This is a genomic window from Bradyrhizobium sp. (genome assembly GCF_035309285.1).
Classification (GTDB): Bacteria; Pseudomonadota; Alphaproteobacteria; order Rhizobiales; family Xanthobacteraceae; genus Bradyrhizobium.
The window spans coordinates 1-14218 of record NZ_DATGFH010000124.1; the positions used below are offsets into that span (position 1 = coordinate 1).

Here is a 14218-nt window from a genome sequence, read left to right on the forward strand (position 1 = left end):
CACGTATAAGCCGTAAACCATTGCGCAGGGAATGCCGGTTGTTCTGGCTGCCCTGTTGTTGCCTGCGTGCGTAAAGTGCACTTTTCCTTTGCACGCAAGGCTCGCGGGTGCGGCCTGCACCCGGCATTCCCTGCGCCCTCCGATTGCTTGAGGGCGATGTCGACGCAAAGCTCGGGCAGATCATGCCGCGGGAATGCGAAGGTGTGCCCACGGCTGTTTGACAATCAAATCAGGAAAGAATGTAGGGTGGGCAAAGCCAACGGGTCCGCGCGAGCGCGCGGCCCGATGACAGGCTCCGCGTGCCCACCATCGAGAGCATTGGTTGAAACACGGTGGGCACGGCGCAAGTGCGCCTTTGCCCATCCTACAACTCGCCGATGGATTCCGCGGAGGCCTACGCGAGCAGTACCGCATCCGCGCCGTTCACGGCATCCGCCGAGTCCGTCACCGTCTTCTCCAACGAAGGCGCCTGCACGCTCACATTCTCGGCGAAGAAGCGCGCCAGCGTGACATGGCGTTCGCCGCTGCTACCCGCCTTGGCGGCGAGCGCCTGGCCGGCGAGCAGGCAGCCGCCGAGCGTCGCGCCGAACAGGCGCAGATAGGGCGTTGCACCCGCGAGCGCGTCATTCGGCTTCGAGGTGACGCGCTCCAGCAGCCAGCGGCTGGCGCGTTCGAGCGCGCCGAGCGCGTCGCGCAGCTTTGCGCCAGTGGTGCCGAAGGCGGGATCGTTGGAGGTCTCGACCTGCTTGACGGTGGCATCGAGCTCTTTCAGCAGCTCCCACACCGAGGCGCCGCCATTGGCCGCGAGCTTGCGCGTGACGAGGTCGATCGACTGGATGCCGTTGGTGCCCTCATAGATCGAGGTGATGCGCGCGTCGCGATAATGCTGCGCGGCGCCGGTCTCCTCGATAAAGCCCATGCCGCCATGCACCTGCACGCCGAGATAGGCGACCTCGTTGCCGATGTCAGAGGAGAAGGCCTTGGCGATCGGGGTGAGCAGCGCGCCGCGCGCGGCGGCATCCGCGCGCACCTTGGCGTCCTTGGCGCGCGCGGCGACATCGAGAGCCACTGCGGTCGCATAACAGATCGAGCGCGCCGCCGCGGTCATCGCGCGCATCAGCATCAGCGTGCGCTTGACGTCGGGATGCACGATGATGGCGTCCGATCCGTCGCCGGTCTTGCCGGCGGCGCGGCCCTGGCGGCGCTCCTGCGCATACGCCAGTGCCTGCTGATAGGCGCGGTCGGCAATGCCCACGCCCTCAAGGCCGACGGCAAGGCGCGCCTGGTTCATCATCGTGAACATGCATTGCATGCCGCGATTTTCCTCGCCGATGAGGTAGCCGATCGCGCCGCCCTTGTCGCCCATGGTCATGGTGCAGGTGGGGGAGGCGTGGATGCCGAGTTTGTGCTCGATGCCGGATGGATAGATGTCGTTGCGTGCGCCGAGCGAGCCGTCGGCATTGACCATGAATTTCGGAATCAGGAACAGCGAGATTCCCCTGGTGCCGGCGGGCGCGTCGGGCAGGCGCGCGAGCACGAAATGCACGATGTTGTCGGTCATGTCGTGGTCGCCATAGGTGATGAAGATCTTGGTGCCCTTGATGCGATAGGTGTCGTCCGCCTGCTTCTCGGCGCGGGTGCGCAGCGCGCCGACATCGGAGCCGGCCTGCGGCTCGGTGAGCTGCATGGTGCCGGTCCATTCGCCGGTGACGAGCTTTTCGAGATAGATCGCCTTCAGCTCGTCGGAGCCGTGCGCATCCAGCGCCTCGATCGCCGACAGCGTCAGCAACGGGCAGAGGCCGAAGGCCATGTTCGAGGCGTTCCAGATCTCGGTGCAGGCGGCGTTGATCGCAAGCGGCAGACCCTGGCCGCCGAAGGCCTCGGGGCCGGACACCGCGTTCCAGCCGCCGTCACACCAGCGCTTGTAGGCGTCCGGCCAGCCCGGCGCGGTCGTCACCTTGCCGTCCTCGAGCTTGATGCCGTGCTCGTCGCCGACGCGGTTGAGCGGGGCCAGCACGTCGGTCGCAAACTTGCCGGCTTCCTCCAGCACGGCCGCGGTGATGTCGGCATCGAAATCGCCGTAATGGCCGGCCTCCACGGCAGCCTTCAGCCCGGCACCGTGGTTGAGCGCAAGCAGGATGTCGTCGATCGGCGCGCGGTAGGTCATGGCGTCACTCCGGAAAGCAATCGTTGGCGCCGTCTTCCCACGAAACCGTTAGAGCCTCAACTGCCGGAAGGGCCATTATGATGGACGGAGCGGCCAAACCGGCCCGGGCCGCGGCGCGCGTCGAATTTTGCTGCCGTGGCGGTTGAAATGGCCGACTTCTCTCTATAGACCGACTGCGCCGGGAGAATCCCGGGGTAGTCCGTGCTTCCGCCGTTTCCCTTTGAACGGCCTGTTGGGGCGTAGCCAAGCGGTAAGGCAGCGGATTTTGATTCCGCCATTCGGAGGTTCGATCCCTCCCGCCCCAGCCAGAATTGCCGCGATTGATAGGTGCGGCTCTCTCGTCCCTCAGGCGGACTTGTCCCTAAGGCGGACTTGGCGAGGCAAGCGCTATCGGATTACCATGCGCGCCGATTTTGGCGCTTCCCGGAAAACGAACTGCGTAGAGGATGTCGGCGTCTCTGTTTGCGAGCTTGACGGAACGAGCGTCGTTCGGTCGCGTCCTGATGCGCACCCTGGTGGTGATCGCCTATCTCATCATCTTCGCGCCGGTCACGATGATCGTCGTGACCAGCTTTTTCTCGCAGGAGATCGTGAGCTTTCCGCCGCCGGGGCTGACCTGGCACTGGTACGCCAACGCCTGGGACAAGCCGGAATTTTTGCGTGGGCTGATCACGAGTCTGCAAGTGGCGTCGCTTGCGGCCGCCGTCGGCGTGCCGATCGGCACTGCCGCCGCGCTTGCCATCGTGCGCGGCGAATTTCCGGGCAAGCAGGCGATCAGCGCGCTCCTGCTTGCGCCGCTTGCGGTGCCCGGCGTGGTCGCGGGCTCGGGCCTCTATATGTTCTACGTGCTCGCCGAGAATGCGCTCGATCGCGACATCACGGCGACGACCGCGGGGCTGGTTGCAGCCCACGTTCTGCTCACGATTCCCTGGACGGTGCGCCTCGTGGTCGCAAGCTTGCAGAGCCTCGATCGCGCCGCGGAGGATGCGGCGGCCAATCTCGGCGCCGGCCCCTTTACGGTGTTTCGCCGCATCACGCTGCCGATGATGCGGCCGGGCATCGTGGCGGCGGCGATGTTCTCCTTCATCCAGAGCTTTGAGAATCTGGACCTGTCATTGCTGTTGGTCGGCCCCGGACGGACCACGCTGCCGGTCGCGATGCTCAACTACCTCGAGTTCCGGATCGATCCGACCCTGGCTGCGGTCGCGACGGTGCAGATCCTGATCGTCGGCGTGCTGATGGTGGTGACCGATCGCTTCGTCAAACTGTCGCAGGTCGTCTGATGGCGAGCCTCTCGGTCGAAAATCTCTCCAAGCTGTTCGGTGCCTCGCTTGCCGTCGATGGCCTCGATCTCTCCGTGCGCGAAGGTGAACTGGTCGCGCTGCTCGGTCCCTCCGGCTGCGGCAAGACCACGACCTTGCGCATGGTCGCGGGCTTCCTGCCGCCGACCAGCGGGCGCGTGTTGTTCGACAAGGAGGATGTCACGCGCTTGCCGGCGCACAAGCGCTCAACCGGCATGGTGTTCCAGTCCTATGCGCTGTTTCCGCATATGACCGCCGCGCAAAACATCGGCTTTGGGCTGGAGATGCGCGGGCTCGGCTCAGACGAGCGCCAGGCGAAGGTCGAGGAGGCGTTGAAGCTGGTGCGGCTGTCGCATCTCGCCGGCCGCCTGCCGCGTGAAATGTCGGGCGGCCAGCAGCAGCGCGTCGCGCTCGCCCGCGCGCTCGTGATCAATCCGAAGCTGTTCCTGCTCGACGAGCCGCTCTCCAATCTCGACGCCAAGCTCCGCGCCGAGGTCCGGATCGAGATCCGCGCGCTGCAGCAGCGGCTGGGCCTGACCACGCTGCTCGTGACCCATGACCGCGAGGAGGCGCTGACCATGGCCGATCGGCTGGTCGTGATGGATGGCGGCCGGGTACGCCAGATCGGCTCGCCCCGCGAGCTCTATGATGCGCCGAAGGATACCTTCGTCGCGGATTTCGTCGGCCGCTGCAACATCCTGCCCGGCCGGCGCGAAAGCGAAACGGCGTTCCGCACCGACAGCGGCCTCGTTTTGGCGGTCGACACGGTGGCGGATGAGAGCAAGAATGCCGCCGCCTTTGCGCTTAGGCCGGAACGAATTTCGATCAGCCCGGGCGCGACGGGTGACGTCCTTGGTGCCGTCCAGGCTGTGACCTATCTCGGGCCGCAGACCGAGTACCATGTGCGCGTCGGAAGTGAGGTTTTCGTGGTGGTGCGGCAGACCCCGGGCGCGCATGAGGCGCTCGCTGCGGTCAAGCCGGACGACCTGGTTTCCCTGCAGTGGGACCGCAAGGCCCCGCGGCTGGTCCCGCAAGCATCCTAGTTGAGGGAGATTGTCATGATATCGCGACGTCATTTTCTATCCGCCGGCGCCGGGGCTGCGACCATGCTGGCCTCGAACGCGCCAATCGCCCGCGCCGATGCCGGCCAGGTCGTGGTCGGCACCTGGGGCGGCGATTACGGGCAACTGCTCAGTGATCTTATCGACAAGCCGCTGCTTGCGCCGAAGGGCATCGAGGTCCTGCAGGACGTCGGCAATGCCGATCCACGGAAAACGAAGCTCTTGGCGGAGCGGCAAAGCCGGCGCGGATCGATGGATGTGGCCTGCCTCTCCGACAGCGACCACTATCTCGTTGCCGCCAATGGCGTGTTCGATACCGTCGACGCCACCAAGGTGCCGCGGCTTGACAAGGTGTTTCCCGCACTTCGCACCGACACCGCCATCCCCCACATCTATTCGGCGCAGGTGATTCTCTATAACGTCAACCGGGTGAAGACGCCACCGACGGCCTGGGCTGATCTCTGGGATCCGAAATGGAAAGGCCGCGTCGGGCTTGTCGACATCCTTTATCCGAACAACACCATCATGGCCGCACTCGCAGGCGGCGGCAGCATGTCGAATTACGATCCGGGGGAGAAGAAGCTGATGGAGCTGCGCTCGCTGGATGTGAAGATCTATCCGTCCAACGAAGCGCTCGCTGCCGCACTCAAATCCGAGGAAGTCTGGCTCACATCGATGTGGCTCGCGCGCGGCTTCATGTGGAAGAAGGGCGGCATTCCGCTCTCCCACGTGGTCCCGAAGGAAGGCGCGGTCGCGATCGTGTTCGAAGCAAGCGTCCCACGCAATGCGCGCAACAAGGAGGGCGGTTTCGCCTATCTCGATGCGATGCTCGACCCCAAGGCGCAGGTCGCCTTCGCAGACAAGATGGGATACGTGCCGACGGTTTCGGACGCGGTGCTGCCGGAGGAGATCGCAAAACAGGTCTCCTTGAGCGAAGCCGATCGCGCCAGGCTCTTGAAGCCCGACTACAAATATCTCACCGAGCGGTCGCAGCGCACGCTCGACTTCTGGAACAAGCAGTTCAAGGGCTAGCGATGGCCTTACTGGTCGTGCCGGCGTGCCTTCTGGTGCTCGGGCTTCTGGTCGGGCCGATGGTCCTGATGTTTCGGATCTCGCTCAACCAGTTCAGCCCGACGCAATTGATGATCCAGGCATTCTCGTTCGACAATTACGCGCGCGCGGCGGCCGATCCCTACTATCAGGAGATCATCCTGACGACGCTCGGCATCGCGCTGCTCTGCACGGCGTTGACCCTGGTGATCGCCTACCCTGCGGCCTATTGGGTCGGGCGGCTGCAAAGCCGCTGGAAGAGCCTCGTCATCATTGCAACCCTGTTTCCGCTTCTGGTCGGCAATGTCGTTCGCTCCGCCGGCTGGATGGCGCTGCTCACGCGGGAGGGGTTGATCAACACGGTTCTGCTCAGGCTTGATGTGATCAGCCACCCGCTGAGCATGATGTATACGCCCAAGGCGGTGGTGTTCGGCATCATCGCGGTGGTGCTGCCCTATATGATCCTGACCATCGCCGCGGTGATCGAAAGCATTCCCCGCGATCTCGAGGATGCCGCCGGCAATCTCGGTGCTTCAGCATTCCAGACGTTCTGGCGCGTGATCCTGCCGCTCTCCGCGCCCGGTGTTGCCGCCGGCTCGATCCTGGTCTTCGTTTTGTGCATGAACACCTATGCAACCGCAGTGCTTCTCGGCGGCCCACGTTTCCAGATGATGGCGCCTGCGATCTTCGACCAGTTTGTGCGCGGCAACAACTGGCCGATGGGCGCCGCGCTCGCCTTTATGCTGCTAGCGGTCACCATGATCGTCACGATCGCCGGCAGCGTCGCCTTTGCACGGCGCTATCGCGTGAGATAGGTTGAGAACAAGACCTGCTTGGAAGAAGAGGAAACACTCCATGACTGATCAGGCACAGGCGCAAGTCCCACCGGGCGATGAGCTGGCACGCATCCGCAACAAGGGCGAGATCCCGATTGTCGCAAAAGCCACCTCGCGCGATCGCGGCATCGGCCCGTTCAAGCGGCTCGCGCTGCGCAACGCCACCATCATCGACGGCACCGGCGCGCCGCCGATTGGTCCGATCGACATCATCGTCGAGAATGGGCGCATCGTCAGCCTGAAGAAAATGGCGGGCTATGGGTCGGGTCCGAGCGAGCCCGCCGACCATGAGATCGACTGCCGCGGCAAATGGGTGACGCCGGGCTTCGTCGATTGCCACGGGCACGCCGGTGTCTCCTATCACTCCGCGAACGGCTGGGTGCCGCCGGTCGACTATGTCTACAAGCTCTGGCTTGCGCATGGCGTCACCACCGTGCGCGAAATGGGCTCGATGAACGGGCTCGGCTGGGTGCTCGACCAGAAGCAGCGCTCGAAGGAGAACACGATCGCGGCCCCGCGGCTTCTCGCCTATGCATATTTCCCGGCCGTCAACGACATGGTCAAGACCATCTACACGCCGGAGCAGGGCAGGGCGTGGCTGCGCAAGGTCAGGGAGCGCGGCGCCGACGGCATCAAGTTCTTCGGCGCGCCGCCGGCGATCATGGAAGCGGCACTCGATGAGTGCAGGAAGCTCGGCCTGCGCTCCGGCTGCCATCACGCGCAGATGGCGGTGACGCGCATGAACGCGCTCACCACCGCGCGCTGGGGATTGACCAGCGCGGAGCATTATTACGGCCTGCCCGAAGCGCTGTACGAGGACCGGATCGTCCAGGATTTCCCGCTCGACTACAACTACACCGACGAATACTTCCGCTTCTCGGTCTCCGGCCAGATGTTCCGCCAGGCCGCCAAGCCCGGCTCGCGCAAATGGGAGGAGACGCTCGAGAAATTCCTCGAGATCGGCTTCACCTTCGTGCCGACCTTCACCATCTACGACGCCAACCGCGACCTGATGCGTGCACGCCAGGCCTATTGGCACAAGGATTACACCTGGAAATCGATGTGGGACTATTTCACGCCGCAGCGCGGCGGCCACGGCTCCTACTGGTATCGCTGGTCCACCCAGAACGAGATTGAGTGGAAGGAACAGTACCGCCTCTGGATGGCCTTCATCAACGAGTACAAGAACCGCGGTGGGCGCGTCTGCACTGGCAGCGATTCCGGCTTCATCTATCAGATCTTCGGCTTCGGCTACATCCGCGAGCTCGAGCTGTTGCAGGAGGCGGGCTTCCATCCGCTGGAGGTCATCCGCTCGGCGACGTCGCAAGGAGCGGCGCTATGCGGCGTCCAGGACGAAGTCGGCACCATCGACATCGGCATGCGCGCCGACATGCTGGTCCATGAGCACAATCCGCTCACCGACTTCAAGCTGCTCTATGGCACCGGCGCGATGCGCTTCAACGACGCGAGCAACGCGGTCGAGTGGCATCACGGCCTGAAATACACCATCAAGGACGGCATCATCTATGACACCGAGGAATTGCTGGCCGACGTGCGCGAGCTCGTGAAGGCGAGCTGGGAGAGCGACATTCCCGAAAAATATCAGCCACGAGTAGCCGCCGAATGAGTGAAGGCGCGCTCGATTTCTTCGTGCTGACGGGATTTCTGGGCTCGGGAAAGACCACGCTGCTGCGCGATTTTCTCTTGCTGCCTGAGGCGGCCGACACGGCGGTCATCGTCAACGAGGTCGGAGAGATCGGGCTCGACGGCATCGTGCTGCGCGAGGGCGGCGATCTGCCGATGGCGATGCTGTCGAACGGCTGCGTCTGCTGCCAGATCGGCAGCGATCTTGCCTTTACCATCGACCGGCTGATCACGGCGCCGCGACAATCCGGCGTGGGTCCCTTGCGCCGGATCATCCTGGAGACCAGCGGGCTTTCGATGCCAGGTCCCGTGCTGCGCACGCTCGCGACATTGGCAGAGCACCGGATGCGGATCGCCGTGATCGGCACCTTCGATCTTACACGCGGTACCGAAGTCGCAACATTTGAGGAGGCGGTCGCGCAATGGGCGGCCGCGCATCGCATCGTGGCGACGAAGAGCGACCTTGTCGCGTCTTCCGATTTGACCGAGGCGCCATCGGTGATCGCGAGCGTGAATCCACTGGCCGACGTGATTACGACCGCGGACCGCGCGAGTGCGGTACTCTCCGCCTTTGCGCCACTGACGACAGCGCCGCCATTGCGTGACATTGCGCCTGATGCGAGAAGTGCGCATCCGCGCGTCGCGCTGTGTCTGGCCAAGCCTGCAGGCGACATTGCGTTTCCCGATCTTGCGGCGTGGCTCGACAATCTCGCAGGCAGCCTCGGCGAGCGGCTCTTGCGGATCAAGGGGCTGGTGCGCGTGGTGGAAAGTCGCGAGCCCCTCCTGATCGAGTGTGTCGGCACCATGTTCTCGCCGCCGCGGCCCCTTAAAGCCAACGGCGCGCCATCATCATTCCTCGTCATCATCGCCCGTGATGTCGGCCAGGCTGAGCTTGAGCCCGTCTCGCCGGCCGGGTTGTTTCGGTTCTCGTCCTGGCGAACCCCCGACGATGCGCTCGCGCGAGATGGTCGCTCTACAATCAAGGCCGAGTGGGTCGTGTGAGCGATGGGCGACGGCACTAACACGAAGCGCGCCTGGCGCGTGCAGCCGGGACAATATCTGGCGCAACGGCCTGCGAACTTTCGGCTCGCTCCGCCGACCTCGCAATACGTCGCGATGCGCGACGGCTGCCGGCTTGCGGTCGACGCCTATGTTCCGCAGCCGATTGATGCAGGCGCGGCGCAAACATTTCCGACCATCGCCTTCTTCACCCCCTATTATCGCCGCTTCAAGCTGCGACCGGGCGGTGTGGGCGAGGCTAATCCCAACACCGGCAAATTTCGCGACTTCTTCGTGCCGCGCGGCTATGCCGTCGTGGTCGTCGACGTGCGCGGCACCGGCGCGAGCTTCGGCACGCGCGACAGTTTTCGTTCGCCGCGCGAGCGCGACGATTCAAAGGAGATCGCCGACTGGATCGTGGCGCAGCCCTGGTCGAATGGAGCGATCGGGGCGACCGGGATTTCCTATCTCGGCGCGGCCGCGGATTTTCTCGCTTCGACCGGCCACTCCGCTGTGAAGGCGATCGCGCCGATCTCTTCGGTCTGGGACACCTATGCCGACAATTACTTTCCCGGCGGCATTCAGTTGAAATCGCTGACCAAGGTCTACGACGAGCTGATGATCGGTCTCGACCACGATCGCCGCGACATCCTCAGCCAGTTCTCCTATTTCAACAATCCGGATTTCCAGGGGCCGCAGCCGGTCGACGAGGATGCCGACGAAGCGCTGCTCAACCAGGCGGTCCGGCAGCACCTCGGCAATTTCCGGCAGACCGATTTCATGGCCGAGTTCCGCTTTCGCGAGGAGGGGCTGCCGTACGATCCAGATTTTTCATCGGCCACGATCAGTCCCTATTCGGTCGCGCATGGCATGCGGCCCGAGGTCGCCATTCTCTCGATCTCCGGCTGGCTCGACGGCGCGGGCTACATGAACGGCGCGATCTCGCGCTATCTTACGAAGAGCGAAAATCCGCGCCACCTGCTGCTCGGCCCCTGGGATCACGGCGCGCGGATCGATGTCTCGCCTTGGCGGAAGGCGGTCGAGCCGGATTTTCCATTGCTCGGCGAGGTGCTGCGCTTCTTCGATACTTATCTGATGAACCTTAAGACCGAGCTTCGCGAGGAGGCGCCGATCCATTATTTCTCGATTCATGCCGAGGAATGGCGGGCCGCTGAGAACTGGCCGCCGATCGAAACGTCAACGCGCTTCTTTCTGGCGCCTGAAGCGCGTCTCACTGACGCGGCGCCGCAGGCTGGCGAGGACGACTATCAGGTCGACTTTACTGTCGGCACCGGTTCTGAAACCCGTTACGAGCGCATCGCCGGCATCGACAGCCGCGATTATTACAGGGATTGGCAGGGCCGCAGCGCGAGGAGGCTGAGCTACACATCCGAGCCGCTTGCGGCGGAGGCGGAGCTTGCCGGTCATGGCCTCGTCGATCTCTGGCTCTGCAGCAGCGAGCGCGACGTGGCGCTGTTCGTCTATCTCACCGAGGTCGAAGCCGATGGGACCGAGCGCTATGTCACCGAAGGACTGTTGCGCGCGCTGCATCGCAAGGAGCAGCCGGCGCCGGAAAGCTATCGCACCACATGGCCGTTCCGCAGCTTTAGGCGCGACGATGCCGCGCCGCTTGTGCCTGGCGAGGTCGAGCGGATCCGCATCCCGTTGTTGCCGGTGGCGTGGCGGTTTGCGGCGGGCAGCCGCATTCGTCTCTCGATCGCGGGCGCCGATGACGACCATTGTGGGCAAGTCCCTCACGGGCGACCGCCGCTCCTGAAAGTCTTGCGGGGCGGCGCCAGTGCCTCCCTGATGGAACTGCCGCTGTGGACCAGGCTCCAATGATGTCAGGCGTACGATCCCAAAATGACGAGCTATTGCTCTGCTGCTGGGCATATGCTCTCTTGCGGACATGAAAGCCGGCCAGCACGAACTGGACCTGATCATCTTCGATTGCGACGGCGTTCTCGTCGACAGCGAGGTGCTGAGCTGCGGTTGTCTTTCCGAAGCCCTCGCCACATGCGGCATCGAACTCAAGCTCGCGGACGCGCTGGAACTGTTTCTCGGGCGCAGCATGGCAGCCGTGTTGCAGCACTATGGCGCGCAGGGACGAATGCTCCCGGACTATTTCCTGCCCGACCTGAAAGCACGGGTACGACAGGCCTTCCAGGCCTCGCTTCAACCGATCCCGGGGGTGGGATCGCTGCTCTCCGGTCTGCGGACGCCGCATTGCGTAGCGTCCTCCAGCGATCTCGATCGCGTGTCCTTGTCGCTAGCTCTGACCGGCCTCGCGCCTCATTTCGACGGCCGGCTGTACACCTCGCAGATGGTCGAGCGCGGCAAGCCGGCGCCCGATCTTTTTCTTTATGCGGCGGCGAAAATGCAGGCGGAGCCGCACAAGACCCTGGTGATCGAGGATAGCGTCAGCGGCGTCGCGGCTGCTCGGGCCGCCGGCATGAAGGTGTGGGGATTCGTCGGCGGCAGCCATTACGAATCGCGGGACGGGCGCGCCATACTGTACAATGCCGGGGCGAACAGGGTGTTCGACCGGATGGCGGATTTCTGGACGGAGGGACAGCGCGTCTGATGGCTTCGACCGACGGCGAAAAATCGCGTCTGGACGATGCAGCCCGCGCCGGCTGGCTCTATTTCATTGCCGGGCACACCCAGGACGAGATCGCCAGGATGCTGCAGGTCTCGCGCGCCTCCGCGCAGCGCCTGGTTTCGCTCTGCCTCGCCGAACGGCTGATCACCTTCCGTCTCGAACATCCCATTGCGGCATGCATGGAACTGGCATCTCGCCTGAAGGAGCGGTTTGAGCTGGCGCATTGCGAAGTGGTGCCGGCCGACCCGGCCGCGCCGCTTTCCACCGCCGGCATTGCCGAGCGCAGCGCCAATCTCCTGGAAACGACGCTACGCTCGGAGACGCCGGTCATCGTGGCGCTGGGCACCGGCCGCGCGGTTCGCGCCGCGGTCGAGCGCGTCACCCCGATCGACCGGCCCTATCATCAGATCGTCTCGCTGGTCGGCAACATCTCGGCCGACGGCTCGGCGAGCTTCTTCGACACCGTCGGCAGGCTCGCCGACCGCACCGGCGCCCGCCACTATCCCATGCCGCTGCCGTTCCTGATGTCGTCAGAGGACGAGCGCAACCGCATGGTGCGGATCGAGCCGATCGCGAAGGTGAAGGCGGTCGCGGCCAAGGCGGATCTCCGGCTGATCGGCATCGGTCAGATGGACCAGAAGGCCCAGGTTCACGTCGACGGCTTCGTCACCCGCGAGGAATTGTTCGAGATGATGCGGCTCGGCGCGGTGGGCGAAATCACCGGCTGGGCCTATGACGCCAAGGGCCGGCTGATCAAGGGCGGCACCAATCGGCGCATCACCAGCATCCCGCCGCAAGTGCCGGCGGCAGCAGCCACGATCGGCGCGGCCGTCGGGCGGGCCAAGGTGCCGGCGATCAAGGCGGCGCTTGCCGGGCGCCTGATCAATGGGCTGATCACCGACGAAGCCACGGCGCGCGCCGTTCTCGATTGATCGTTCGCCCGCCGGGCGATCCTCCACCTCTGAAAGGTTCCAGGCCCCTCCCGCCGTGCTTGCGTGAGGGAAAGCGCACGCGCGTGCTTGACAACCTTCATCGGCGGTGTGAACATACGCCCAACGTTTGGGCATATGCTCAAAACGATGGATAGGGAGGTTACCGTGAGAAAAGTCCTTGGCGCCCTCGCGGGCGCGGCTGCGCTTTTGATCTCAGTCCCCTCGATCGCGGAAACCACGCTGACGATCGCCACTGTCAATAACCCTGACATGATCCGGATGCAGGGGCTGACCAGCGATTTCACGGCCAAGAATCCCGACATCGCGGTCAAATGGGTCACGCTGGAAGAGAACGTGTTGCGCCAGCGCGTGACCACGGATATCGCCACCAAGGGCGGCCAGTTCGATATTTTGACCATCGGCACCTATGAAGTGCCGATCTGGGCCAAGAGGAATTGGCTGGTGCCGCTCGACAATCTCGGCGCCGACTACGATGTCGGAGATCTGCTGCCCAAGATTCGCGACGCCGTCTCAGTCAACGGAAAGCTCTATGCCGCGCCCTTCTATGGCGAGAGCTCGATGACCATGTACCGTACCGACCTGTTCCAGAAGGCCGGCCTGACCATGCCGGAAAAGCCGACCTGGGACTTCATCGTCGATTCCGCCAAGAAACTGACGGACAAGTCGGCCGGCGTGTACGGCATTTGCCTGCGCGGCAAGGCCGGCTGGGGCGAGAACATGGCGTTCCTGACCGCGATGTCCAACTCCTTCGGGGCGCGCTGGTTCGACGAGAAATGGGAGCCGCAATTCAACACGCCGGAATGGAAGAAGACACTCACGACCTATGTCGACCTGATGAAGGAGGCGGGACCTCCCGGCGCCAGCTCCAACGGCTTCAATGAAAACCTGGCGCTGTTCGACTCCGGCAAATGCGCCATGTGGATCGATGCCACGGTCGCGGCGTCCTTCGTCACCAATCCCAAGGATTCCAAGGTTGCCGACAAGGTCGGGTTTGCGCTCGCGCCCAATGCGGGGCTGGGAAAGAATGCCAACTGGCTGTGGGCGTGGAGTCTCGCGATTCCTGCCGGCTCCAAGAAGGTGGAGGCGGCCGAAAAGTTCGTCGCCTGGGCCACGAGCAAGGACTACACCAAGCTCGTCGCCTCGAAGGAGGGATGGGCCAATGTGCCGCCGGGCACGCGAACCTCGCTCTATCAAAACCCTGAATATCTGAAGGTCGCGCCCTTTGCGAAGCCGACGCTGGCTTCCATCGATGCCGCCGATCCGAACAAGCCGACGGTCAAGCCCGTGCCCTATGTCGGGGTGCAATATGCGGCGATCCCGGAGTTCCAGGGGATCGGCACCACTGTCGGTCAGCAATTCTCCGCCGCGCTCTCCGGTTCCGAGACGGTCGACGCGGCGCTGGCAGCGGCGCAATCGGCAACGGAGCGAGAGATGAAACGCGCCGGCTACATCAAGTAGTCGGCCCCCGCGACCCTGCGGCGGTCTGCTCCCGACAAGCCGCAGAACCTGCTGCCGTCCAGCCGCTGATGTCGCCGGACGGCAGCCTCACCGAGGTCCCACGGACAGCAGGAGGCGGCAATGGCAACCCAGCAGACGCAGGTCCTC

At 64.2% G+C, this 14218-nt stretch carries 11 protein-coding genes and 1 tRNA gene; 11 read left to right on the forward strand and 1 reads right to left on the reverse strand.

The window, feature by feature from the left end:
* Window positions 1–394 precede the first annotated feature (394 nt).
* Window positions 395–2167 (reverse strand): acyl-CoA dehydrogenase family protein, encoded by a 1773-nt coding sequence (locus VKR55_RS23500; protein WP_324407069.1) that lies wholly within the window; start codon window positions 2165–2167, stop codon window positions 395–397.
* A 233-nt stretch (window positions 2168–2400) separates the two neighbouring features.
* On the opposite strand from VKR55_RS23500, the gene VKR55_RS23505 reads away from it, so the two are divergent.
* The 11 genes from VKR55_RS23505 (at window position 2401) to VKR55_RS23555 (ending at window position 14071) form a co-directional block, all read left to right on the forward strand.
* A tRNA-Gln gene (locus VKR55_RS23505) sits at window positions 2401–2475 on the forward strand.
* 138 nt (window positions 2476–2613) lie between these two features.
* A complete protein-coding gene (locus tag VKR55_RS23510; protein WP_324407071.1) occupies window positions 2614–3450 on the forward strand; it encodes an ABC transporter permease in 837 nt (278 codons plus the stop codon).
* A complete protein-coding gene (locus tag VKR55_RS23515; RefSeq protein ID WP_324407072.1) occupies window positions 3450–4511 on the forward strand; it encodes an ABC transporter ATP-binding protein in 1062 nt (353 codons plus the stop codon). Before VKR55_RS23510 ends, VKR55_RS23515 begins: the two co-directional genes overlap by 1 nt.
* Window positions 4512–4526: 15 nt before the next feature.
* Window positions 4527–5561 (forward strand): ABC transporter substrate-binding protein, encoded by a 1035-nt coding sequence (locus VKR55_RS23520; protein WP_324407074.1) that lies wholly within the window; start codon window positions 4527–4529, stop codon window positions 5559–5561.
* Window positions 5562–5563: 2 nt separating this feature from the next.
* Window positions 5564–6394 (forward strand): ABC transporter permease, encoded by an 831-nt coding sequence (locus VKR55_RS23525; protein WP_324407075.1) that lies wholly within the window; start codon window positions 5564–5566, stop codon window positions 6392–6394.
* Window positions 6395–6434: 40 nt separating this feature from the next.
* On the forward strand, window positions 6435–8042 hold the full coding sequence (locus VKR55_RS23530; RefSeq protein ID WP_324407077.1) for an amidohydrolase family protein: 1608 nt from the start codon (window positions 6435–6437) through the stop codon (window positions 8040–8042).
* Window positions 8039–9061, forward strand: coding sequence for a CobW family GTP-binding protein (locus VKR55_RS23535; RefSeq protein WP_324407078.1), 1023 nt, complete (start codon window positions 8039–8041; stop codon window positions 9059–9061). Before VKR55_RS23530 ends, VKR55_RS23535 begins: the two co-directional genes overlap by 4 nt.
* A 3-nt stretch (window positions 9062–9064) precedes the next feature.
* Window positions 9065–10900, forward strand: a complete 1836-nt coding sequence (locus VKR55_RS23540; RefSeq protein WP_324407080.1) for a CocE/NonD family hydrolase — start codon at window positions 9065–9067, stop codon at window positions 10898–10900.
* Between the two features lie 67 nt (window positions 10901–10967).
* On the forward strand, window positions 10968–11642 hold the full coding sequence (locus tag VKR55_RS23545; RefSeq protein ID WP_324407081.1) for an HAD family hydrolase: 675 nt from the start codon (window positions 10968–10970) through the stop codon (window positions 11640–11642).
* Window positions 11642–12592 carry a sugar-binding transcriptional regulator gene (locus VKR55_RS23550; RefSeq protein WP_324407082.1) on the forward strand — a complete coding sequence of 317 codons (951 nt, stop codon included), beginning with the start codon at window positions 11642–11644 and terminating at the stop codon, window positions 12590–12592. Before VKR55_RS23545 ends, VKR55_RS23550 begins: the two co-directional genes overlap by 1 nt.
* A gap of 165 nt (window positions 12593–12757) precedes the next feature.
* Complete coding sequence (locus VKR55_RS23555) at window positions 12758–14071, forward strand: ABC transporter substrate-binding protein (protein WP_414642427.1); 1314 nt, start codon at window positions 12758–12760, stop codon at window positions 14069–14071.
* The last annotated feature ends 147 nt before the right edge of the window (window positions 14072–14218 follow it).